The organism is Nocardia coubleae NBRC 108252 (assembly GCF_001612805.1).
GTDB classification, from domain to species: Bacteria; Actinomycetota; Actinomycetes; order Mycobacteriales; family Mycobacteriaceae; genus Nocardia; species Nocardia coubleae.
Genome location: NZ_BDBD01000011.1, coordinates 793,054 through 813,508, shown reverse-complemented (window position 1 = coordinate 813,508; position 20,455 = coordinate 793,054). Strand labels below are relative to the sequence as shown.

Genomic DNA, 20,455 nt, shown 5'->3' with positions numbered 1-20,455 from the left:
CGCCGGATGACCTCCACCGCCCTGTACTGCGGCACGCGCTGGGACGAGCAGGGCCGATGGTGTTACGAATTGCTGCGCGCGGACGACACCGTCGACCTGCTGCCCGGTCTCGGCACCCGGCTGGCGTTCCGGGTCACCGAGGGCCGCTACTGTCTCGGCTATCGTGCGTTCGGCGGCGAACCCGGGCGCCGGACCTGCCCGCACGAGGCGCGGATCGACACCGGTCACCAGTGCGAACGGTGCCGGATCCGGGAGGGGTGGTCGGTGGTGCACAGTCATCGCGGCCCGCTCGATACCCTGCCCGAACAGGTGCGCGATTACATGGCCCGCCCGCACCACCTCTACATCGCGTACTTCGGTGACGGGATGGCCAAGGTCGGGACGGCCTCGGCGATGCGCAGGCACCGCAGGCTGTTCGAACAGGGTGCGCTGGCCGCCCGCTTCATCACCGATTCGCCCGACGGGTTGCATGTGCGCGAACTCGAAAGGGTGGTGACCGAGCGGGCCGGGCTGCGCCAATCGGTGCCCGGCGTCACCAAGACGCGGATCCTCACCCGCCCCCTGCGGCCGTGGTCGGCGGTGGAAGAAGGAGTAGCCGAGGCGGCCGCGCACGCGGCGAGCGCCCTGCCCGACGACATCGTCCGCACCGATATCGCGTGGTCGGGCGGTCGCGACTTCTACGCGACCATCCAGGCCAGCGGCCGATTCCCGGATCCCATCGAAATCACGGCCAGCGCAGGCGAATACGTGTTCGACGCGGTCGCCGCCCACGGCCACACCCTGGCCTGCCGTGACCCGGCGGGAGCCGCTGAACTGGTGTTGGTCAACGACTCCCGCCTCGTCGGTCGCCGGATCGAACTCGATCCGGCGATCAGCGTCACCCCCGAACCGGCGCAGACCAGCCTGTTCTGAGGTGCCGGATCAGGCGGGCACGGGAGTCCACTGCTCGGCCGGCGGGCGGCCGGGCAGCGGCTTGCCGATGAGCGCGAGCGGGACGAAGAAGTTCACCTGCCCGATCGCCATGGCAAGGGTGGCCAGAGCCGTCTCGTCGTAATGCTTCGCGGTGGCGTCGTAGAGCTCGGCGGTGACCCGTTCGCCGTGCACCGCCGGAAGCAGGACGGCCTCGGTGAGTGCGAGCGCGGCGCGTTCGGGCTCGGTGAACGACGGGGCGTCACGCCAGGTGGCGACCGCGGCGATGCGGTCTTCGGATTCCCCTGCGGCGCGCAGGTTTCCGGTGTGCAGGGCAGTCAGGTAGGTGCTGCCGATGATCTGGCCCGCGCGCAATTGGATCAGGCTGATGGTCGAGCGGGGGATGGCCCCGTTGCCGACGGCTTTGAACAGTGCGGCGCCGACCTCGGCGAGGGCCGGGACGAGCTGCTGGGGGTTGGGCAGGCGGGAACGGTCGGACATGATGATTTCCTTTCCGGTGGTGTGATTCTCAGGCGATGCGGGTTCGGGAGCCGGTGAGAGAACGCAGGGCCGCGGTGGTGGATCCACCGGTGGGCAGCCAGGCGCGCGCGGCGAAGGTGGCGGCGGTGAAGAACAGGGGCATGGCCCATTTGTCGGGGCCGTCGCCGACGGCCAGGTGGGACGCCGCCGCACCGCCGTAGACGAAGACCAGTCCGGCGTAGGCCCATTCCTTCGTGCGCGGGTGGCCGGGCGTGAGAATGGTGGCCAGCGCGGCGGTTTTCGCGACACCGAGGACGGTGGCGAAGTACATCGGGTAGCCGAGGTGGTCGAAGGATTCGCGGACGTAGGAGATCCGCGCGAGATCCCAGTAGGCGCCGACGGCGGTTTCGGCGAGGACTGCGGCAACGGGCACCCAGCGCGCGAATTTCGCGACGCGGGACAGGTTAGTAGTCATCAGTGAGTTCTCCTGTGCGGTAAGGGAATCAGTCAGGCGGCGGCCGCGACGTGGGTCGCGGCCCGGTGGAGGACGGCGGCGAGCCGGGCGTTCTCGGGGGCGTTGAAGGCGAAGGCGGCGCGACGGCGGGTGTAGCCGTAGGTCAGGCCGCTGTGCGGGTCGGCGAACCCGTCCGATCCGGCGGAACCGGTGTGCCCGATGGCGTAGGCGCCGAGGAACGGAGTGAGCAGGCTCTTGGCTTCGAAACCGAGCGCGTACGGTGCGCTGTCACCGCGCACCAGGTCGCGACCGGCGGAGTGGATGGTGGACACCGTCGCGATGGTCTCCAGCGACAGCAGTGGTTCGCGTCCGTCGATCCCGGTGGTGGCCGCCGCGTACATCGCCGCGATACCCGCGGCGCTGCCCACCCCGCCCGCCGAGGCCTGGCCGAGCCTGCGCACGGTGCTGTCGTTGGGCAGCGCCATCACATCGGCGGCGGTGAAGCCGTGGGCGTTGAGGTTGTAGGCGATGCCCGCGATGCTGTGCGGCGCGGGGGAATTCGCGGCGAAGGCGGCCTCGGCCTCCGGTGTGGCGCGCCAGGGCAGGATCGGCAGGTAGCGGTGCTCCAGGTCGGCGGGCAGGCCGAGGTGGATGTCGAGGTCGAAGGGTGCGCGGATGCGCTGCTCGAACAGTTCGCGCACGGTGGCGCCGGTGACGGCCCGCACCACCTCCCCGACGACGGCGTAGGTGACGAACCCGCCGTATCCGTGCACGGTGCCCGGCTCGAAGTAGGGCCGCTGCCCGACGAGCCGTTCGGCGATCACCCGGTCGTCGGCCAGCTCCGCGACGGTGAAGCCACCGTCGACCCCGACCACACCGGAGCGGTGAACAAGCATGTCGCGCAACGTGATCCGTTCCTTGCCCGACTGGGCGAAGCGCGGCCAGTAGTCGGCCACGGGCCGGTCGATGTCGAGCACACCGTCCTGGATCAGCAGCGCGATCACCAGGGCGGCGGCGCCTTTGCTGGTGGAATGCAGCCCGGTCAGCGTCGTGCCGGACACCTCGCGCCCGGACCAGAGGTCGACCACCCGACGACCACGCACGAACGCTGCCAACTGTGCGCCCGGGTCGCCCTCCTCGCTCACTACGGCCGCGAATTCGGCCCGCACCTGCTCGTATCCCTCGGCGACGAAGCCGTGCACCTCGACCATGATGTTCTCCTTTCGGCCGCGGCTTCCGGCCGCGGCGGATCGTGTTCTGACGCACTGACGTAAGCCACGGGCAGAACGTGACCCGGTCGTGGAAAAACGCTGGTCACGGCACTACGGTCACACTCGGCGCCCCGCTTTCGTCATAACGGTGGGACGACATCGAGGAGGACCCGTGCAGAACGCACAGTTGCTGGCCGAACAGTTCGAGGACAACCGCGCCCACCTGCGGGCGGTCGCCTACCGGATGCTCGGCTCGCTCACCGAGGCCGACGACGCGGTGCAGGAGGCCTGGCTGCGGCTGGCCCGTACCGACACCGCCGAGGTGGACAATCTCGGTGGCTGGCTCACCACCGTCGTCGGGCGGGTCTGCCTGGACATGCTGCGCTCACGCAAGAGCCGCGGCGAGGAACCGCTCGACAACGATCGCCTGCCCGATCCGGTGATCACGTGCGAGACCGTAGCCGACCCCGAACAGGAAGTGGTGCTCGCCGATTCGGTCGGCCTGGCACTGCTCGTCGTGCTCGAGTCGCTGCGTCCCGCCGAACGGCTCGCCTTCGTGTTGCACGACATGTTCGCCATGCCCTACGAGCAGATCGCTCCGATCGTCGACCGCACGCCACAGACGGTGAAGAAGCTGGCCAGCCAGGCGCGCCGTCGCGTGCAGGGCGCAACGCCGGGTCCCGATCCGGATGTCGCGCGCAGGCGCCGCGTCGTCGACGCCTTCCTCACCGCCGCGCGTGGTGGCGATTTCGACGAATTGCTCCGCCTGCTCGATCCCGAGGTGGTGTTGCGGGCCGACGCGGGTGAGGCGATGCGGGTGATCCGTGGTGCCGCCGCCGTCGCGGGCCAGGCCGAGACGTTCCGGCGCATGGCCACCCTGTGCACCGTGTACCCGGCCCTGGTCGACGGCCGCTGCGGGCTGGTGAACACCATGGACGGTGACCCGTTCTCGATCATCGGCTTCACCGTCGCCGACGACCGGATCACCGCGATCGACATCCTGTCCGACCGGGAGCGGCTGGCTCGTCTCGATCTGACGCCTGTCCTGGGATAGCTCGATCAGTCCGTGGCCAGCTGGGTGCGCAGGGTGTCCAACCCCATGCCGCCCAGCTTCAGGGCACGGGTGTGGAAGTGCTTCAGGTCGAATTCCGCGCCCGCGCGGCGCCGGGCGTCGTCGCGGGCCGCGAGCCAGGCTTGTTCACTCCCGGCCCGCTTCCACCGACCACCACATACGGCCGGGCCTGCCGAAATCCTCGCTCGGGCCGAGGTAGTAAGCGCCGACTCCGCCACCCGGCGGTGCGATGCGGCACTCCAGTGCCATCAGCTCGTCCGGAATCTCGAAGTGTTCGGCCCGCAACGCATTCAGTGCTCGATCGGATGTTTCCTGCAGCCAACTCGCCAGGGCGGCGTGCCCGTGCAGGTGGTACCGGGGGTCGGCGTCGAGGACCGCGGCGGTTTCGGCGAGGGAGGCGCCCGGTGCGATCCGGCCGGCCACGGTCGTCATCTCGTCATGGATGCGCCCGAATTCCGCCCACCCCCACGTGTATGCCGCATGCGGGTCGATCTCGGCACCGGTGAAGTACCGCGACCACAGCCGGTAGGTATCCGCACCCACCGCGTCGGCACGGGGAGCGTGTGGCGCGAGCTCGGTCCGCAGGAACTCGGCGAGCTCACCCAATGCGCGGTCGGCGGCCGCGGCGACACCGGACAGATCCGGGGCGCCCGGCACGTGGGCGGCCGGCGCGGCGAAGGCGGTGAAGAACCCGGCTGCCCACGTCTCGACCTGTCCGGCCGCGCCGAGAACCTGCCGCAGCGCCGCGCCACGGCCCCGCTGCTGAGCGGTGAGCAGGGAATCACGCAGGCCCCCGATACTGCCCGGAACGGCGGCGAGGCGATCACCGATCACGGCCCAGTCCTCGGCTGTATCGTCGGCCATCACGTCGAACGCCATACGCAGGTCCTGTACCGGCGAGGCGATGACATTCAGGGCGCCGAGCCGCAGCCCCGCATCGTGCAGCTCGACCTCGAGGCCGATGCGTTCGGCGAACACCGCCGCGGCCACCCGCTCATCGTCGGCGGGCGTGGTGGCGGCGATGGCCTGTGCGGCCCGGCGGGCGAGTTCGGCACGGGCTTCGTACCCGGCGGGGGAGTAGTCGGTGAGCCGATCGTCGTGGCCGGTGATGCCGAGCAAGGTCGCCGTCACCGGATCCGCGGCGGCAAAATCCTCCACATACCGGTCGCAGATCCGGTGCACCTCGGAGTCGGCGGGCACGCCGTCAGCTGTCGACGGAACGATTGTCGAGCGCCTCGCGCAGATCGGCGTTGATCCGATGAGCCTCGGCGAGCTGATCTTCGAGAATCACGATGCGACAGGACGATTCGAGGGTGTTGCCTGCGTCGACGAGTTCGCGTACTCGCGCGGCGATGCGCAGCTGATACCGGGAGTAGCGGCGATGGCCGCCCGCGGAACGCTGCGGAGTCAGCAGTTCGGCGGCGTCGAGGGCGCGCAGGAACGCCTGGGTGACGCCGAGGATTTCGGCGGCGCGACCCATGCTGTACGCGGGGTAGTCGTCGTCTTCGAGTCGGTCGGCGGCACTGATGCCGTCGTTGGTGTTCACCTGCTGCACTGCACCTCTCGGTCAACGCTGGCAGGCCCGGCGCGCTGGGCGCCGGGCCTGGGATCTACAAACGAGGGATTGACTTCACATTCACTCCGCACCCCGACACTCTCCGGGACGCGGGACTGGTAAGTGACTGCTCAGTGACCACCACCTCCTGTGACTGCCGGTTATGTCGAAGCTCGCGTACATCAGCGACTGTACAACTGCTCTCGCAAAATGTCTACATTCATCACTGGAGATTTTCTCGTCCGACGACGCGTCAGTTCAGGATCGGCATCGGCGCGGTCTCCGGGAATGTGACAGGCAGCGCCGTCAGCGCCCGGTGGAAGGGACCCGGACGCCACGTCAGCTCCGACTCGGGCACCGCGAGCTTCATCTCGGGCAGAGCGTCGAGCAGTTGATCGATGGCCTCCTGGACGATCAGATAGGCGGGTGATTTGGCGGGGCAGCCGTGCGGGCCGGTGCTCCAGGCCAGGTGGGCGCGGTTGTCGAGGAACTCACCCGTGCCGATGGCCGGATCGGTGTTGCAGGCCGCCATGCTGATGAGCACCGGCTGATGCGCGGGCAGCCACACGCCCTCGACCAGGATCGGCTGACGCGGATAGGTGATGCAGTGGTTCGCCATCGGCGGATCGGTGTAGAGCACCTCGTCGAGCGCGTCGCGCGTCGACAGGCTGCCGCCGAGGATGCTGCCCGCGAAGCGCTGATCGGTGAGGATCAGCCGCACCGTGTTGAGGATCAGGTTCAACATCGGTTCGATACCCGCGCCGTACATGGTGAGCAGCTGGTTCATCAGCTCCTCGTCGTTGAGCCGGGCCGGGTGCTGCACCAGGCGGGTGGTGACATCGTCACCGGGCTCGAGCTGTTTGTGCCGGATCTGTTCGTACAGCGCGTCCTCGAGCATCTGACCGCCCTGCGCCGCGCTCGCGCCGCCCTCGAAGATTGCCGCCATACCCGCGGCCGCTCGGGCGCCGATGTCCTCGGGGACGCCGAGCATCGAGTTCAGAGCCGCGAAGGCGAGCGGGAAGGCGTACTGACTCAGCAGTTCCGCACTGCCGTCGGCACAGAACGTGTTGATCAAGGGAATCGCGAACTGCTCGACGGTGCGCTGCAACCGGTACAGGTCGACCCCGGCCAGGCTGGCGACGGTGGCCTGCCGGTAGCGGGCGTGCTCGGCCCCTGCGGTGCGCAGAGCGTTGGGGCGGTAGCACATCATCGGCAGCACCGGGCAGTCCTCGGGCACGGTGCGTTCCCACATGCGCGCATCGGCGGGGAAGTGGTCGGGATCGTTGAGGATCTGGACGGCGGTGCGATAGCCGATCACCAGGGTGGCGGGCACGCCGGGCACCAGATCGACCGGGACCAGCGAGCCGAAACGGCGCCGCATCTCGCGGTAGGTGCTCTGCGGGTCGGCCGCGAACTCCTCCGAGTACAACGCCACTCTGGCCTGCCCGCTGTTCGAATCGGGGGAGACCGGGGTGGGGCCGAAGGAGGTCTCGAGTGTCACAGCGACGTCTCCGCTCGACGGAACTCGTCACGCCGGGGCGCGGCACCCAGCTCGCGGCCGACCCGTTCGGCCAGATCGTTCATCCGGTGCGCGACGAGTCCGAGATCGACATCCGTCGTCGTCGCGACACCGAGCAGGGTGCCCGCCCCGGCGGCGGTGATCAGGATCATCCCCTCGTCGTACTCGGTCATGTTCTGGCGCACCGTATTCGCGAAACCGCCGCAGAACTCGCCGAGCGCCTTGCCGAGCGAACGCAACCCGGAGGCCGCGGCGGCGAACCGCTCGGCCTCGTCCTTGCTGATACCGGGCGAGTGGGCCACCCGTAGACCGTCATCGGATAAGAGGACCGCGAACCGCACGCCGTCGAGCTCCAGATCGTCCAACAGCCAAGCCAGGCGGTTGGTGCTGTCGGTGAGGGAAGTGCTCATCAGCTGTCCTGTCCGTCGATGGAACGTTCGGCCGCGGCGCGGCCGTGCCGGGATCCGCTGTGCCAGGCGGTGACCAGTTCCGGTCTGCCGGGCGATTCCGCGCCCGTGGCACCGCCGGTGGCGGGGGCAACGACTCGTCGCGTGCGTTTGGGTAAACCGCCGGGGGTCGTGTCGGGTGCCGTGTGTTCGGGTGGGGCCGCGACAGCCACCGCCTCGACTTCCCGTGGCTCGGAAACATCCTCGCGCACAACGGGTTCCGGCGGAACATCGGCCTGCTCGAGCTCGTTCGAGCGGGCGTCGGACTTGTCGACGAGCAGCGCGGAGGGGATGAAGACCATCGCGCGGGTGCCGCCGTAGACATTGGGACCGTCGACATAGGCCGCGAAGCCGTAGCGGCGGGCCAGCGCCGCCACACCGGGAAAGCCGATCTTCGGTGACGGCCCGAGCGCGTTGATATCGATCACGCGCTCGCCCGACAGGATCTGGCGCGCCTCCTCCATCTGTTCCTGGCTCATCCGCACGCCCGCGTCGTCGATGATCAGGGTGACGCCGTGGTGTCCCTGCTGGAAGGCGACGTCGACGAACGACGAAGGCGGCGAGTAGCGCAGGGCGTTGTCGAGCAAGGTGGCCACGGTGTGCACCAGCGGCTCGACGGCGCGGCTGATGACCACCCGGTCGCAATGTCCCGCCCGCACCCGCAGGTAATCGCGTACCCGGCTGGTCGCGCCCGCCACCACGTCGTCGACGGTCTGTTGCGGCCAGCGCCTGCCGGGCAGGCCGCCGGAGACGAGCACATACGACTGCGCCTGCCGGATCATCTGCTGCACGGTGTGGTCGATGCGGCTCAGGGTGCCGTACACCTCGTCGTTGCGGTTCTCGCGCAACGCGTTGCTGACCACCTGGCCCACGTCGGCGCCCAGGCTCACCACGGTGGTGCCGAAGGCGCGCACCGCGTTGCCCGTCGCGGCACGGGCTTCGGCGGCGACCTGCGCGCGGGTCTCCGCGCGGACGGCCTCCACCCGGTCGTCGGCGCGCTCCTGCGCCTCGTGTTCCACGGCCAGGCGGGTTTCCTCGCGCACCAGGGCGAGATCGTCGGCGTGCTCGGCCGCGATCCGGGCGATCTTGTGCGCGAACGGCGAGTCCCGCAGCTGGGCGGGGACCTCGGCGGTGACGTCGGGTTCGTCGTGGCGGCGGATCGCTTCGGTGATCCTCGGCAGGGTCGCCTCGATCAGGCGCGTCATCGCCTCGTCGTGCGCGTAGAGCTCGCGTTCGGCCGAGGACAGCCGCGCGCGGACGTGACGCTCGTTGCGCAGCGCGACCAGAGCCACCGCGACAGCGCCGAGCAACACCAATGTTGCGATACCGAACAAGAACACCGCGATTGTCGGGGTCATCGGTTCCTTTGTCGTCTCACCGGCCGAAGAGCCTGGTGGCCGGAACCTCGCCGGTCCCTCCGGCGAGACTGTTGCCGGTGGTGCAACCGTGCGAGTGCGGCCTGTCCCCGTCCCGCTGTGCTGCGCTTCCGGCGAATCCGCACACACCTTATCAGTGCGTATTTCGCGGTCGGAAAGTGTTGGTACCGAAAGTGATTCGTCCCTATTCCGCATCCGGTGACGGCGTGCCAAGATATATGTGACACGAAGTTCCATCTACACTTGAATGGAACCGCCGGTACCACTAAACTGAACAGTGGAACCACCGCTAGGAGACACCGATGACGTTGTCCACTTACCACGATATTCTGCAGGGCTTGTCCGAGGGATCGGTGAGTAAACACTTCGACCCCTATGTCGACATCGACTGGGACGCACCGGAAATGGCGGTGCATTCCGACGACCCCCGCTGGATCATGCCCACCGAGGACCCGTTGGGTCGCCACCCCTGGTACCGGGCCCAGCCCGTGGAACGCCAGATCGCCATGGGTATGTGGCGGCAGGCGGGCATCGCCAAAGTCGGTATCGACTTCGAGCAACTACTCATCCGTGGTCTGATGCAGTACCTGATCTCGGTGCCCAACGGTGATCCGGAATTCCGGTACGTCACGCACGAGGCTGCCGAAGAGTGCAACCACACGATGATGTTCCAGGAGATGATCAACCGCATCGGCTACCGCGATGTGATCGGCATGGGCCCGATCGACCGCAAGCTGACGATGGTCATCTGGCCCGCGGTGAAGTATTTTCCCGAGTTGTTCTTCACCCTGGTGCTCGGCGGCGAGGAGCCGATCGATCACCTGCAGAAGTCGTTGCTGCGCGGCGGTTTCGACCTGCATCCGATGGTGCACCGGGTGATGCAGATCCATGTCGCGGAGGAAGCCCGCCACATCTCCTTCGCGCACGAGTATCTGCGCAAGAACGTGCCCGCGATGCACCCGGCCACCCGGTCGCTGCTCTCGGTGCTGTTCCCCGTCGTGATGCGGGTGATGCTGTCGATGATCGCCACCCCGCCGAAGGAATTCGTGGACAAGTTCCACATTCCGCGCGAGGTGATGCGCGAGGCGTACTGGGGTAGCACCGAATCCCGGCACACCAAGCGTGATGTGTTCACCGACGTGCGCGCCCTGGCCACCGACATCGGCCTGATGAACCCCGTCGCCAAGCTGGTCTGGCGGGCGCTTGGCATCGACGGCCCCGTCTCGCGCTACCGCAGCGAACCGGCCCGCCGGGCCACCGCGTGATCCCGGAGAGCTGGGCGGCTCCCAGCGAGGTGCTGCTGCCCGACGCCGATCCGTTCTATGTGCCACGCGACGGATTCGACAGATCGGCGCCGGGCACGCTGTTGCGCTGGCGCCCGGTGGAATTGGCGGCGTTCGGGCTGATTCCCCTGCGGGCCCGGGCCTGGCAGCTGCTGTATCGCAGCAACGATCTCAACGGCGTACCCGAGGCCGCCGTCACCACGGTGATCGCCCCGGCCGACGGTGTCGCCGAGGGTGCGCCACTCGTGTCGTTCCAGTGCGCGATCGACGCCATCGCGCCGCGCGCCTTCCCGTCCTACTCGCTGCGCCGCGGCTCGCGGGCGATCGGCACCTGTGCCCACATCGAACTGCTGCTCTTCGCCGACGCGTTGTCCCGAGGCTGGGCGGTGTCGGTGCCCGATCACGAGGGCATGCTCGGCGCGTGGGGTGCGCCACGCGAACCGGGCTACCGCGCCCTCGACGGTATCCGCGCGGCCCTGGCCTTCGAACCGGGCGGCCTCGCGCCCGACGCCCAGGTGGGCTTGTGGGGCTACTCGGGAGGCGGCCTCGCCTCGGCGTGGGCCGCCGAGATGGCGCCGACCTACGCGCCCGAGCTCGATATCGCCGGTGCGGTGCTCGGCTCACCGGTCGGTGACCTCGTCTCCACCTTCCACCGGCTCAACGGCGGCCTGCACGCGGGTTTGCCGACCCTGGTGGTCGCGGCGCTGCGCCGGGTGTATCCGGCGTTCGCCGAACTGGTCGACACCCATTTCTCCGACGAGGGCCGTGCGGTGCTCGACAAGGCGGCGGAGTCGACGACGGTGGGTGCGGTGCTGCGGCTGGCCAGGTACAGCGTCGACCGGCACTCCGGTGCGCCGATGACCGAACTGCTCGCCCTCGAAGCGATGCTCGAGATGTTCGCCGACCTCACCCTCGGCGACCGGGCGCCCGCGGCGCCGCTGCTGGTGACCCAAGCGGTGCACGACCAGATCATCGCGGTCGACGACATCGACGCGCTCGTGCAGCGCTACCGGGCCAACGGCGCGCACGTGACCTACCTGCGTGACCGGCTCAGCGAGCACCTGAGCCTGCTGGCAGGCTCGGCCCCGCTGAGCCTGAACTGGCTGGCCGACCGCTTCGCCGGGCTGCCGGTGACACCCTCGCAGACCAGGACCGTGCTCAGTGTGCTCGGTCTGCCCGCGGGCCGCCACGGTCTCGCCGACCTGGCCAGGGCCGTGGTGCGCGTCCTGTTCGCGCGCCCGATCACCAAGTCGGTGACCGGTCGCGAGCTCGCGAACCCGGCGAAGCGGGACCAGCGCGCCGCCTGAGCGAACCCTCAACTTACTCACTGGTAAGATACTGGCCCGTAGGGACTGCCGACGGCAGCCGGTGAGATAAGGGGTTATCGGTGGGGATTGTGACCGATGTACCGCGCGCGGTACGGAATGTGTGGGCCGTCTCGTTCGGCGGTGGGCTCGAATCCGGCGAGCCCACCCCGTCGACCACGGTGTACGAGCGACCGCACCGCCATCTGAAGCGGTACGAGGCCACCGGCCACGCCGGGGGAAATCCGGTGCTGCTAGTGCCGCCGCTGGCGGTGACTCCGGCGTGCTTCGATCTGCGTCCCGGTCAGAGCCTGGTCCGCCACCTGATCGAGCAGGGGCGACAGCCGTACGTGATCGATTACGGCCAATTCGGTTACGCCGACCGGAATCTCGGCCTCGAGGACTGGATCGACGACATCCTGCCCGAGGCCATCGCGCGGGTCGCCGCCGAACACGACCGGCCGGTCGACCTCATCGGCTGGTCGCTGGGCGGGGTGTTCGCCCTGCTCACCGCCGCCGCCGACGCCGGCCTGCCGATCGCGTCCATCACCGCGCTCGCGGCCCCCATCGACCAGCGTCGCACCCCACTGCTGGCGCCGATGCGCCTGGCCGCCAAGATCACCGGTGGCAAGGAGATGGCCCTGGCCACCCGGATCATGGGTGGTATCCCGCAGGAATTCGTGCGTCTCGGCTTCCGGTTGCAGGCACTGGACCGCGAGATCACCAAGCCCGCCTACCTGATCCGCAACGCGCTGGACACCGAGGCGCTGGCTCGGTTCGAGGCGACCGAGCGGTTCATGGCCTCGATGCCCGGATACCCGGGGCGTTCCTACTGGCAGATCCACCGCAGCCTGGTGCTGCGCAACGAACTCGCCGAGGGCTACATCCGGCTGCGCTCGGATCTGGTGATCGAACTGGCCAAGGTCACCTGCCCCGTGCTGCTGCTCGGCAGCCGCGGCGACGCGGTAGTACCGGCCTCCTCGGTGCGCCGCGGCCTGGACGTGCTGCCGAACGCCGAGGCGGAATTCGTCGAGGTACGCGGCGGTCACCTGGGATTGCTCGCCAGTGCGACCGCCGCGCAGATCACCTGGCCGGCGATCGACGAGTTCCTCAGCCGCTGACCACCTGCGCCGAACCGTGCTCGGCGCGCAGTGCGTGCTTGACCACCTTGCCGCCCGCATTGCGCGGCAGCTCCTCGACCACCACCAGCGCCTTGGGGTGCTTGTAGCGCGCCAGGTGGGTGTCGAGGTGCTCGGCGAGGTCGGTCAGGGTGATCTCGCCGCCGTCCTCGGTGACCACGACGGCGACGGGCACCTCGCCCCACTTGTCGTCGGCCCGGCCGATCACCGCCGCCTCCCGGATGCGGGGATGGGCGAACAGCACGTTCTCCACCTCGGCGCAGTAGATGTTCTCGCCGCCGGAGATGATCATGTCCTTCTTGCGGTCGACGACGTAGACGAAGCCCTCCTCGTCGCGGCGCACCAGATCGCCCGAGTGGAACCAGCCGCCGGCGAACGCGTCGGCGGTCGCGCGCGGGTTGTTCCAGTACTCGCGCATCAAGGTCGGTCCGCGATAGACGATTTCGCCCACCTCGCCGGGGCCGACATCGTTCATCTCGTCGTCGACGATGCGGGTGGCGATGGTCGGGATCGGCTTGCCGACCGAACCGAGTTTGCGGATCGCGTCCTCACCGTCGAGCACGCAGGTGATCGGAGACATCTCCGTCTGCCCGAACACCGCGACGTTCAATGCGTTCGGGAACGTCTCGGCCATCGCGCGCAGCACGGTGTCGGAGGCGGGGGCGGCGCCCCAGCTGATCACGCGCAAACGCAGATCCCGCTGCGCCACGGTGGGATCGGCGCACACGATCTGCCACTGGGCGGGCACGAGGAACACTGAGGTGGCCCGCTCGCGCTCCCAGGCGTCGAGCACCTCGGTGGCGTCGAAGGCCTTGAGCGGGTGGATCACGGTGAGCGCGCCGAGCACGAAACACGCGGCGACACTGCCCAATCCGGCGATGTGGAACAGCGGTGAGGCGCAGAAGGCGATGTCGTCGGCGCGGTACTGCATGGCCCGGATACAGGTGAGGGCCTGGGAGTTCATGTTCAGGTGGGTGAGCACCGCGCCCTTGGGATTACCGGTGGTGCCCGAGGTGTACATGATCAGCGCGGCACTGTCTTCGGGGACATCGAGCGGCTCGTGCGGGTCGCCCTGTTCGGTCAGCAGGTCGTCGTAGCCGAGGACGCCGTCACCGGTGGTTCCGCCGACCACGATCCGGGTGGCCAGCGCGTCGGTCTGCGCGGCGACGGCGCCGACCAGCGGGGCGAGCACCGTGTCGGTGATGATCGTGCGCGCACCGCTGTCGGTGACCTGGTAGACGATCTCGGGCGGGGTGAGCCGGAAGTTCACCGGCACCGCGATGGCGCCGAGGGTGTTGATCGCGAACACCGACTCGATGTACTCGGCGTTGTTGAGCATCAGGATCATCACCCGGTCGCCCTCGCCGACACCTCGGCGCGCGAGCGCGTCGGCCAGGCGTTGCACCCGGTCGTGCATTTCGCCCCAGGTGGTCGTCTTGCCGAGGAACCGCAGCGCGGGCGAATCGGGAATCGTGGTGGCGTGGATCGCGATCTGGTTCATCCAGTGATTGCGTCGCGAGCGCATCGGTTCGGTAGCGGTTGACATCTCGTCTCCTGCGGAACGCCGGACTCAGGCCGGATCGGTGATGGGGTGGACGGCGCCGTCGAATCGTGGCGCCCGGCGGGTGAGCATCGCGGTCATTCCCTCGAGGAAATCGGCGGAGGTGAGCAGTTCGGACTGGCCGGTCTTCTCCCTGGCCAGGGCGGCATCCAGTCCGGCGAGGGTTGCCGCGTTGAGCGCGGCCTTGGTCAGTTGCAGCGCCCGGCGCGGTCCCGCCGCGAGCTTGGCGGCCACGGTTTCGACGTGTGCGCCGAGCTCTTCCGACGGAATCGCGCGAGTGATGAGGCCCGCGGTAGCGGCCTCGGTCGCGGGTAACCGGGCGCCGAGCAGGGCGAATTCGGCGGCGCGGGCGCGGCCCATGGACGCCGCGACCACGGCCGTCGCGCCGCCGTCGGGCATCAGCCCGATGGAGGTGAACGGCAGCAGCAGGTAGGCATTCTCGGCGGCGTAGATGAGGTCTGCGGCCAAGGCGATGGACGTGCCGACACCGGCGGCGGGGCCGTTGACCTGCGCGATCACCGGCAGCGGCGAATCGACGATGGCCCGGATAAGGTCGTTGGCCCGATCCATCACCACCTCCGGAGACGCCTCGTTGCCACCCGCCGCGCTGGCCGCGGCCAGGTCGGCACCGGTGCAGAACGCCGCCCCCGCGCCCGTCAGCACGATGACCCGCACCGACGGCGTCGTCGCGGCCGCGGTGACCAGGTCGCACAGCTCGGTCATGGTCGCCAGATCGATGGCGTTCATCCGCGCCTGGCGGTCGATCGTGATCCGCAGGACGCCGTGTTCCTCGGTGCTGAGAACGCTCGCGCTCATCGGGCCACCGCCTCGACGATCGAGCCGGCCAGGCGGTCCGCGATCAGTTGCTCGGCCTCGCGCACCATCCGGTCGATCAGGTCGGCGCAGGTGGGGATGTCGTGGATGAGGCCCTGGCACTGGCCGACGCTCCAGATGCCCGCGTCGAGGTCGCCCTCCTCGTACACCTTGCGCCCGCGCGCACCGGCGACGAGGTCACGCACATCGGCGAAAGTGCCGCCCCCACGCTCGATCTCGACCACCTGGCGGCTGACGGCGTTGTCGGCCACCCGGGCGGTGTTGTGCATGGTGCGGAAGATCAGCTTCGTGTCGAGCTCGGTGTTGGCCACGATCTTCTCCTTCACGGCGTGCGCGATCGGTGACTCCACGGTGCACAGGAACCTCGTGCCCATGTTCACCCCGTCGGCGCCGAGCGCCATGGCCGCCACCAGGCCGCGCGCGTCGGCGATCCCGCCGGAGGCGATCATCGGGATCTCGAGCTCACGCGCCGCGGCCGGGATGAGGACCAGGCCCGGGGTGTCGTTCTCGCCGGGGTGCCCGGCGCATTCGAAGCCGTCGATGCTCACACCGTCGACGCCGACCTGCTGCGCCTTGAGGGCGTGCTTGACGCTGGTGCACTTGTGCAGCACCTTGATGCCCGCGTCCTTGAGGAACGGCAGGTGGGTGGCCGGGTTTCCGCCGGCGATCTCGACGATCTTCACCCCGCCGTCGATGATCGCCTGCCGGTACTCCTCGTAGGGCGGCGGCGTGATGGACGGCAGGATCGTCAGGTTCACCCCGAACGGCTTGTCGGTGAGATCCCTGGTGCGGGCGATCTCTTCGCGCAATGCCTGCGGCGTGGGCTGGGTGAGGCCGGTGATAATGCCGAGACCACCAGCTTCGGACACGGCGGCGGCGAGTTCGGCGCGGCCGACCCACATCATCCCGCCCTGCACGATCGGGTGCTCGACACCGAATGCCTCGGTGAATCGGGTGCGCAGCATCGCGCTCTCCCTCCGGATTCAGACGTTCCCGCCGGTCGCGGGCAGAACCAGGACGGCTCTGGGCAACCGGACAGAATCATGATTAACTTAGCGAGAATTGTGATTAACTTAATGGCGGCCGACGCGGCCTGTCAACACCTCGTGCGGCGAGTTGCCCGCCCAGTGGAACCGCGCACCGCCACACCGCGAACGAGTGACCTGAAGGAAGGTCGACAATGACCGAAACCCCCACCGCAACACCGATTTCTGCGACGATGATCGCCACAGCGAACCCGGCCACCGGCGAGCCCGTCGGCGGCTGGCCGGTCGACGACGCCGCGCGGGTCGCGGCCGTCGTCGCGCAGGCTCGCGTGGCCGCACAGTCATGGCGCGAACTCGGGTTCACCGAGCGGAAGCGGGCGTTACAACGCTGGGCGTCCCAGCTGGTGCTGCGCGCGGACGAGTTCTGCGCGCTGATCCACGCGGAGAACGGCAAGCCGCTCGACGACGCCTACCTCGAGGTCGTCACCGCGGTCGAACATCTGAACTGGGCCGCCGAGAACGCGCAGCGGGTGCTGAAACCCAAGAAGGTCTGGCCGGGGCTGATGATGGCCAACCACGAGGCGGTGATCGAGCAGCGCCCGCACGGTGTGGTCGGTGTGATCGGCCCGTGGAACTACCCGGTGTACACACCGAACGGGTCCATCGCCTACGCCCTGGCCGCGGGCAACACCGTCGTGTTCAAGCCGAGCGAGCTCACCGTCGGTATCGGGCACTGGTACGTGAACGCCTTCGCCGAGGCCAATCCCGGCCTGCCCGAAGGGATCCTGAGTGTGCTGACCGGGCCGGGGGAGACCGGCCGTGCGCTGGTGGAGTCCGGTGTCGACATGATCGCCTTCACCGGCTCGACCGCCACCGGCAAGCGGATCATGGCGGCGGCCGCCGAGCGGCTCACCCCGGTCGTGCTGGAATGCGGTGGCAAGGACGCGGCCATCGTCGCCGAGGACGCCGACGTGGCCGCGGCCGCCGACGCGATCGTGTGGTCGGCGATGGCCAACTCCGGGCAGACCTGTGTGGGCACCGAACGCTGCTACGTGGTCGCCTCGGTGTACGACGAGTTCCTCGCCGAACTGACCAAGCGGGTGCGCGAGCTCGTACCGGGCTCCGACGGCGACGCCGCCTACGGGCCGATGACCTTGCCCGCCCAGGTCGATGTGGTCGCCGAGCACGTCGACGCCGCCCTCGCCGACGGCGCGACCGCCCTGGTCGGTGGTGCCGATTCGATCGAGGCGCCGTTCGTCCGCCCGATCGTGCTCGTCGACGTCCCGGAGAACTCCCTCGCGGTGCGCGAGGAGACCTTCGGCCCGACCCTGACGGTGCGCAAGGTCCAGGATGTGGCCGAGGCGATCCGTCTGGCCAACGACTCCCGCTATGGGCTCGCCTCGTCGGTGTTCTCCCGCAAACGCGGCATGGCCATCGCGCGCGAACTGCGGGCGGGCGCCACCTCGGTGAACAGCCCCGCCGCCTACGCCGCCATTCCCGCGCTGCCGTTCGGCGGCGTGGGGGAGTCGGGGGTCGGCCGGATCCACGGTGCGGCCGGGCTGCTCGGTTTCACCCGCCCGCATTCGATCGCGCGGCAGCGCTTCGCGATTCCGGGCATGGCGCTGCAGTCCTTCGCCAGAACCGAATCGACCATCGCGATGGTCAAGAAGCTCACGGTGCGCCGCTTCGGCCGCGCCAAGTAGACCCAGCAATCAGGAAGCAGAGGAACAGTATGGGCGTCGAATTCACCTCGGAACAGAAGGATTTCGCCGCGGCGGTCGCCGCGTTCGCCAAGCGCGAGGCGGGGACAAGGGCGCAGCGTGACGAGCTCACCGATCACGACAGAGAACAGCACAACCCGGCGGTCTACGCGAAGATGGCCGAGCTCGGCTGGCTGGGGCTGACGGTGCCCGAGGAGTACGGCGGGTCGGCGGCCTCGATGGTCGACATGTGCATCCTGCTCGAGGAGACCCACCGGGGCATGCTGCCGATCGGCGCGATCGGGCCGACCCTGATCACCGGCGGCGCCTACGCCAAGTTCGGCACCGACGCACAGAAGGAGAACGTGCTGCGCGGCATCGTTCGCGGTGCGTCGCAGTCGATCTCGATGTCGGAACCCGAGGCGGGCTCGGATGTGGGCAACCTGTCGACCAAGGCGGTCAAGACCGCCGACGGCTGGCTGATCAACGGCCAGAAGACCTGGTGTTCCAACGCGCACATCTCCGAGAACATCCTGCTCGTGGCCCGCACCTCCAAGGAGGGCGGAAAGCACGAGGGGCTCACCATGTTCCACGTGCCCGCGGACACGCCGGGGCTGCAGATCACCCCGATCGAGCTGATGGGCAACCAGAAGGAAACCAACGACCTGTACTTCACCGACTGCGTGCTGCCCGAGAACGCGGTGGTCGGCGAGGAGGGCAACGGCTGGCGTCAGCTCATGACCGGCCTGAACTTCGAGCGGCTGATCCTGGCCGCGATGAGTCTCGGTGCCGCCGAGCGTGCGTTCGCCGACACCCTGGAGTTCGTCACCCAGCGCAAACAGTTCGGCAGGCCGGTCGGCACCTTCCAGGCGCTGCGGCACCGACTGGCCGACCTGGCCACCGAGATCGAGTGCACCAAGCTGCTGATCTACAGTGTGGCCCGCGAGGCCGACGCGAATCCGGACAAGATGCTGGCGCGTGAGGCCTCGATGGCCAAGCTCAAGGCCACCGAGACCGCCAAGCGAGTGGCGCTCGAGGGCATGCAGATGATGGGCGGCTACGGGTACGCGCGCGAGTTCGACATGGAAAAGCACGTGCGCGGTGCCCTGGTGTCGACCATCTTCGGCGGCACCAGCGAGATCCAGCGCGACATCATCGGGCGCACGCTGGGCCTGTGACCCGTGGGGTTCTCGCCGCCGCGACCGTTGGGGGGTGGCGGCGAGAACCCACGCGCTACCGTGGTCGGCATGGCCGAACGCATGGTTGTCATCGGCGCCGACGCGACAGGCATGTCGGCGGCCTCGCAGGCGCGCAGACTGCGCGGCGCCGACGAACTCGAGATCGTGGTGTTCGAGAAGGGCAGGCACGCCTCGTATTCGGCGTGCGGCATTCCGTACTGGGTCAGCGGTGACGTCGCCGAGGCCGACGACCTGATCGCCCGCACCCCCGAGGAACACCGTGCCCGCGCGATCGATCTGCGCATGCGCACCGAGGCCATCGAGCTCGATATCCCTGGGCGGCAAGTGCTCTCGCGGGACCTCGACACCGGCGCCGAGACCTGGACCGGCTACGACAAGCTGGTGCTCGCCACCGGCGCCACCCCGATCCGCCCGCCGCTGCCCGGCATCGACGCCGACGGTGTGTTCGGCGTGCAGACCCTCGACGACGGTGAGGACCTCATCGAGGCGCTGGTTTCGTCGTCGGGACGCGACGCCGTCGTCGTGGGGGCGGGCTATATCGGGGTCGAGATGGCCGAGGCGCTCATCCGGCGCGGGTTCCGGGTCACCATGGTGACCCGGGGTTCGGAGCCCATGTCGACACTGGATCCCGATATGGGCGCCCTTGTCCGAGAAGCCATGGTCGGCATGGGAATCCGGTTGGTCACCGGCACCGAGGTGACCGGTATGCGTACCGATGCCGATGGGCACGTGCGCGCGGTGCTCACCGCCGACACCGAGTACCCGGCCGATGTGGTCGTCCTCGGTCTCGGCGTACGACCGGCCACCGACCTGGCCCGGCGCGCGGGTCTGCCGCTCGGTGAATCCGGCGGCCTTCTCACCGATCTCGCCCAGCGGGTGCGTGGTCACGACGACATCTGGGCGGGCGGTGACTGCGTGGAGGTACTCGATCTGGTCTCCGGTGAGCTGGTGCACATCGCCCTCGGCACCCACGCCAACAAACACGGCCAGGTGATCGGCACGGGTATCGGCGGCGGGTATGCCACCTTTCCCGGCGTGGTCGGCACCGCCGTCAGCAAGGTGTGCGATCTCGAGGTCGCCCGCACCGGTCTGCTCGAGGACGACGCCGAGCGAGCCGGCCTGCAGTTCCACACGGTCACCATCGAATCCACCGGGCGTGCGGGTTATTTCCCCGGCGCCGAACCGATGACGGTGAAGATGCTCGCCGAACGCCGCACCGGCAGACTGCTCGGTGTGCAGATCGTCGGGCGCGAGGGCGCGGCCAAGCGCGTCGACATCGCGGCGGTCGCACTCACCGCCCGGATGACGGTGGAGCAGATGACCGCCCTAGACCTCGGCTACGCGCCACCGTTCTCGCCGGTGTGGGATCCGGTGCTCGTCGCCGCCCGCGCGGCCACCCGTGCGGTGGCGCGCGGCGACTGAACGAC

At 68.9% G+C, this 20,455-nt stretch carries 20 protein-coding genes; 8 read left to right on the top strand and 12 right to left on the bottom strand.

Translation table 11 applies throughout. The annotated features are described in order from the left end of the window. Positions 1-6 precede the first annotated feature (6 nt). Positions 7-912 (top strand): DUF2797 domain-containing protein, encoded by a 906-nt coding sequence (locus tag NCO8_RS12820; protein WP_067639197.1) that lies wholly within the window; start codon positions 7-9, stop codon positions 910-912. Positions 913-921: 9 nt separating this feature from the next. Here NCO8_RS12820 and NCO8_RS12815 read toward each other — a convergent pair whose 3' ends face one another. The 3 genes from NCO8_RS12815 to NCO8_RS12805 are packed head-to-tail and all read right to left on the bottom strand — an operon-like array spanning position 922 to position 3,054. After that, complete coding sequence (locus tag NCO8_RS12815) at positions 922-1,410, bottom strand: carboxymuconolactone decarboxylase family protein (RefSeq protein WP_067639195.1); 489 nt, start codon at positions 1,408-1,410, stop codon at positions 922-924. Between the two features lie 28 nt (positions 1,411-1,438). Then, complete coding sequence (locus NCO8_RS12810) at positions 1,439-1,864, bottom strand: DoxX family protein (RefSeq protein ID WP_067639193.1); 426 nt, start codon at positions 1,862-1,864, stop codon at positions 1,439-1,441. Between the two features lie 32 nt (positions 1,865-1,896). Continuing rightward, positions 1,897-3,054: a serine hydrolase domain-containing protein gene (locus NCO8_RS12805; protein WP_067639191.1), complete on the bottom strand. Its 1,158-nt coding sequence runs from the start codon at positions 3,052-3,054 to the stop codon at positions 1,897-1,899. 172 nt (positions 3,055-3,226) lie between these two features. On the opposite strand from NCO8_RS12805, the gene NCO8_RS12800 reads away from it, so the two are divergent. Then, positions 3,227-4,108: a sigma-70 family RNA polymerase sigma factor gene (locus tag NCO8_RS12800; RefSeq protein ID WP_067639189.1), complete on the top strand. Its 882-nt coding sequence runs from the start codon at positions 3,227-3,229 to the stop codon at positions 4,106-4,108. 5 nt (positions 4,109-4,113) lie between these two features. On the opposite strand, the gene NCO8_RS32880 is transcribed toward NCO8_RS12800, so the two are convergent. From NCO8_RS32880 to NCO8_RS12775, 6 genes are all read right to left on the bottom strand, one after another. Further along, positions 4,114-4,344, bottom strand: coding sequence for a DUF885 family protein (locus NCO8_RS32880; protein WP_210739967.1), 231 nt, complete (start codon positions 4,342-4,344; stop codon positions 4,114-4,116). After that, positions 4,253-5,326, bottom strand: coding sequence for a DUF885 domain-containing protein (locus NCO8_RS12795; RefSeq protein WP_067639187.1), 1,074 nt, complete (start codon positions 5,324-5,326; stop codon positions 4,253-4,255). The genes NCO8_RS32880 and NCO8_RS12795 overlap by 92 nt, the downstream gene beginning before the upstream one ends. A 4-nt stretch (positions 5,327-5,330) precedes the next feature. Continuing rightward, positions 5,331-5,681, bottom strand: coding sequence for a helix-turn-helix domain-containing protein (locus NCO8_RS12790; RefSeq protein WP_376739920.1), 351 nt, complete (start codon positions 5,679-5,681; stop codon positions 5,331-5,333). Positions 5,682-5,934: 253 nt separating this feature from the next. Further along, positions 5,935-7,182, bottom strand: coding sequence for a cytochrome P450 family protein (locus NCO8_RS12785; RefSeq protein WP_067639185.1), 1,248 nt, complete (start codon positions 7,180-7,182; stop codon positions 5,935-5,937). Continuing rightward, the gene (locus NCO8_RS12780; protein WP_067639183.1) at positions 7,179-7,610 is read right to left on the bottom strand and encodes a roadblock/LC7 domain-containing protein; all 432 of its coding nucleotides are present in this window, start codon (positions 7,608-7,610) and stop codon (positions 7,179-7,181) included. Before NCO8_RS12780 ends, NCO8_RS12785 begins: the two co-directional genes overlap by 4 nt. Next, entirely contained in the window at positions 7,610-9,004 is a 1,395-nt protein-coding gene (locus NCO8_RS12775) for an ATP-binding protein (protein WP_067488885.1), read from the bottom strand. The genes NCO8_RS12780 and NCO8_RS12775 overlap by 1 nt, the downstream gene beginning before the upstream one ends. 320 nt (positions 9,005-9,324) lie before the next feature. On the opposite strand from NCO8_RS12775, the gene NCO8_RS12770 reads away from it, so the two are divergent. From NCO8_RS12770 to NCO8_RS12760, 3 genes are all read left to right on the top strand, one after another. Next, a complete protein-coding gene (locus NCO8_RS12770; RefSeq protein ID WP_067639181.1) occupies positions 9,325-10,287 on the top strand; it encodes an AurF N-oxygenase family protein in 963 nt (320 codons plus the stop codon). Continuing rightward, positions 10,215-11,612 carry a lipase family protein gene (locus NCO8_RS12765; protein WP_210740102.1) on the top strand — a complete coding sequence of 466 codons (1,398 nt, stop codon included), beginning with the start codon at positions 10,215-10,217 and terminating at the stop codon, positions 11,610-11,612. Before NCO8_RS12770 ends, NCO8_RS12765 begins: the two co-directional genes overlap by 73 nt. Before the next feature lie 80 nt (positions 11,613-11,692). After that, the gene (locus NCO8_RS12760; RefSeq protein ID WP_067639177.1) at positions 11,693-12,730 is read left to right on the top strand and encodes an alpha/beta fold hydrolase; all 1,038 of its coding nucleotides are present in this window, start codon (positions 11,693-11,695) and stop codon (positions 12,728-12,730) included. Here the strand turns inward: NCO8_RS12760 and fadD5 are convergent. The 3 genes from fadD5 to NCO8_RS12745 are packed head-to-tail and all read right to left on the bottom strand — an operon-like array spanning position 12,720 to position 16,108. Further along, a complete protein-coding gene (gene fadD5, locus NCO8_RS12755; RefSeq protein WP_067639175.1) occupies positions 12,720-14,294 on the bottom strand; it encodes a fatty-acid--CoA ligase FadD5 in 1,575 nt (524 codons plus the stop codon). The two genes, NCO8_RS12760 and fadD5, sit on opposite strands and share 11 nt — an antisense overlap. A gap of 24 nt (positions 14,295-14,318) precedes the next feature. Then, positions 14,319-15,125 carry an enoyl-CoA hydratase gene (locus tag NCO8_RS12750; RefSeq protein ID WP_067639173.1) on the bottom strand — a complete coding sequence of 269 codons (807 nt, stop codon included), beginning with the start codon at positions 15,123-15,125 and terminating at the stop codon, positions 14,319-14,321. Further along, positions 15,122-16,108, bottom strand: a complete 987-nt coding sequence (locus NCO8_RS12745) for an NAD(P)H-dependent flavin oxidoreductase (RefSeq protein WP_067488874.1) — start codon at positions 16,106-16,108, stop codon at positions 15,122-15,124. The genes NCO8_RS12750 and NCO8_RS12745 overlap by 4 nt, the downstream gene beginning before the upstream one ends. A 215-nt stretch (positions 16,109-16,323) precedes the next feature. Here NCO8_RS12745 and NCO8_RS12740 point away from each other — a divergent pair, with 215 nt between their 5' ends. From NCO8_RS12740 to NCO8_RS12730, 3 genes are all read left to right on the top strand, one after another. After that, positions 16,324-17,832: an aldehyde dehydrogenase family protein gene (locus tag NCO8_RS12740; RefSeq protein WP_245655331.1), complete on the top strand. Its 1,509-nt coding sequence runs from the start codon at positions 16,324-16,326 to the stop codon at positions 17,830-17,832. 29 nt (positions 17,833-17,861) lie between these two features. Next, complete coding sequence (locus NCO8_RS12735; RefSeq protein ID WP_067639171.1) at positions 17,862-19,007, top strand: acyl-CoA dehydrogenase family protein; 1,146 nt, start codon at positions 17,862-17,864, stop codon at positions 19,005-19,007. A 69-nt stretch (positions 19,008-19,076) separates the two neighbouring features. Then, positions 19,077-20,450 carry an FAD-dependent oxidoreductase gene (locus NCO8_RS12730; RefSeq protein ID WP_067640097.1) on the top strand — a complete coding sequence of 458 codons (1,374 nt, stop codon included), beginning with the start codon at positions 19,077-19,079 and terminating at the stop codon, positions 20,448-20,450. Positions 20,451-20,455 lie beyond the last annotated feature (5 nt).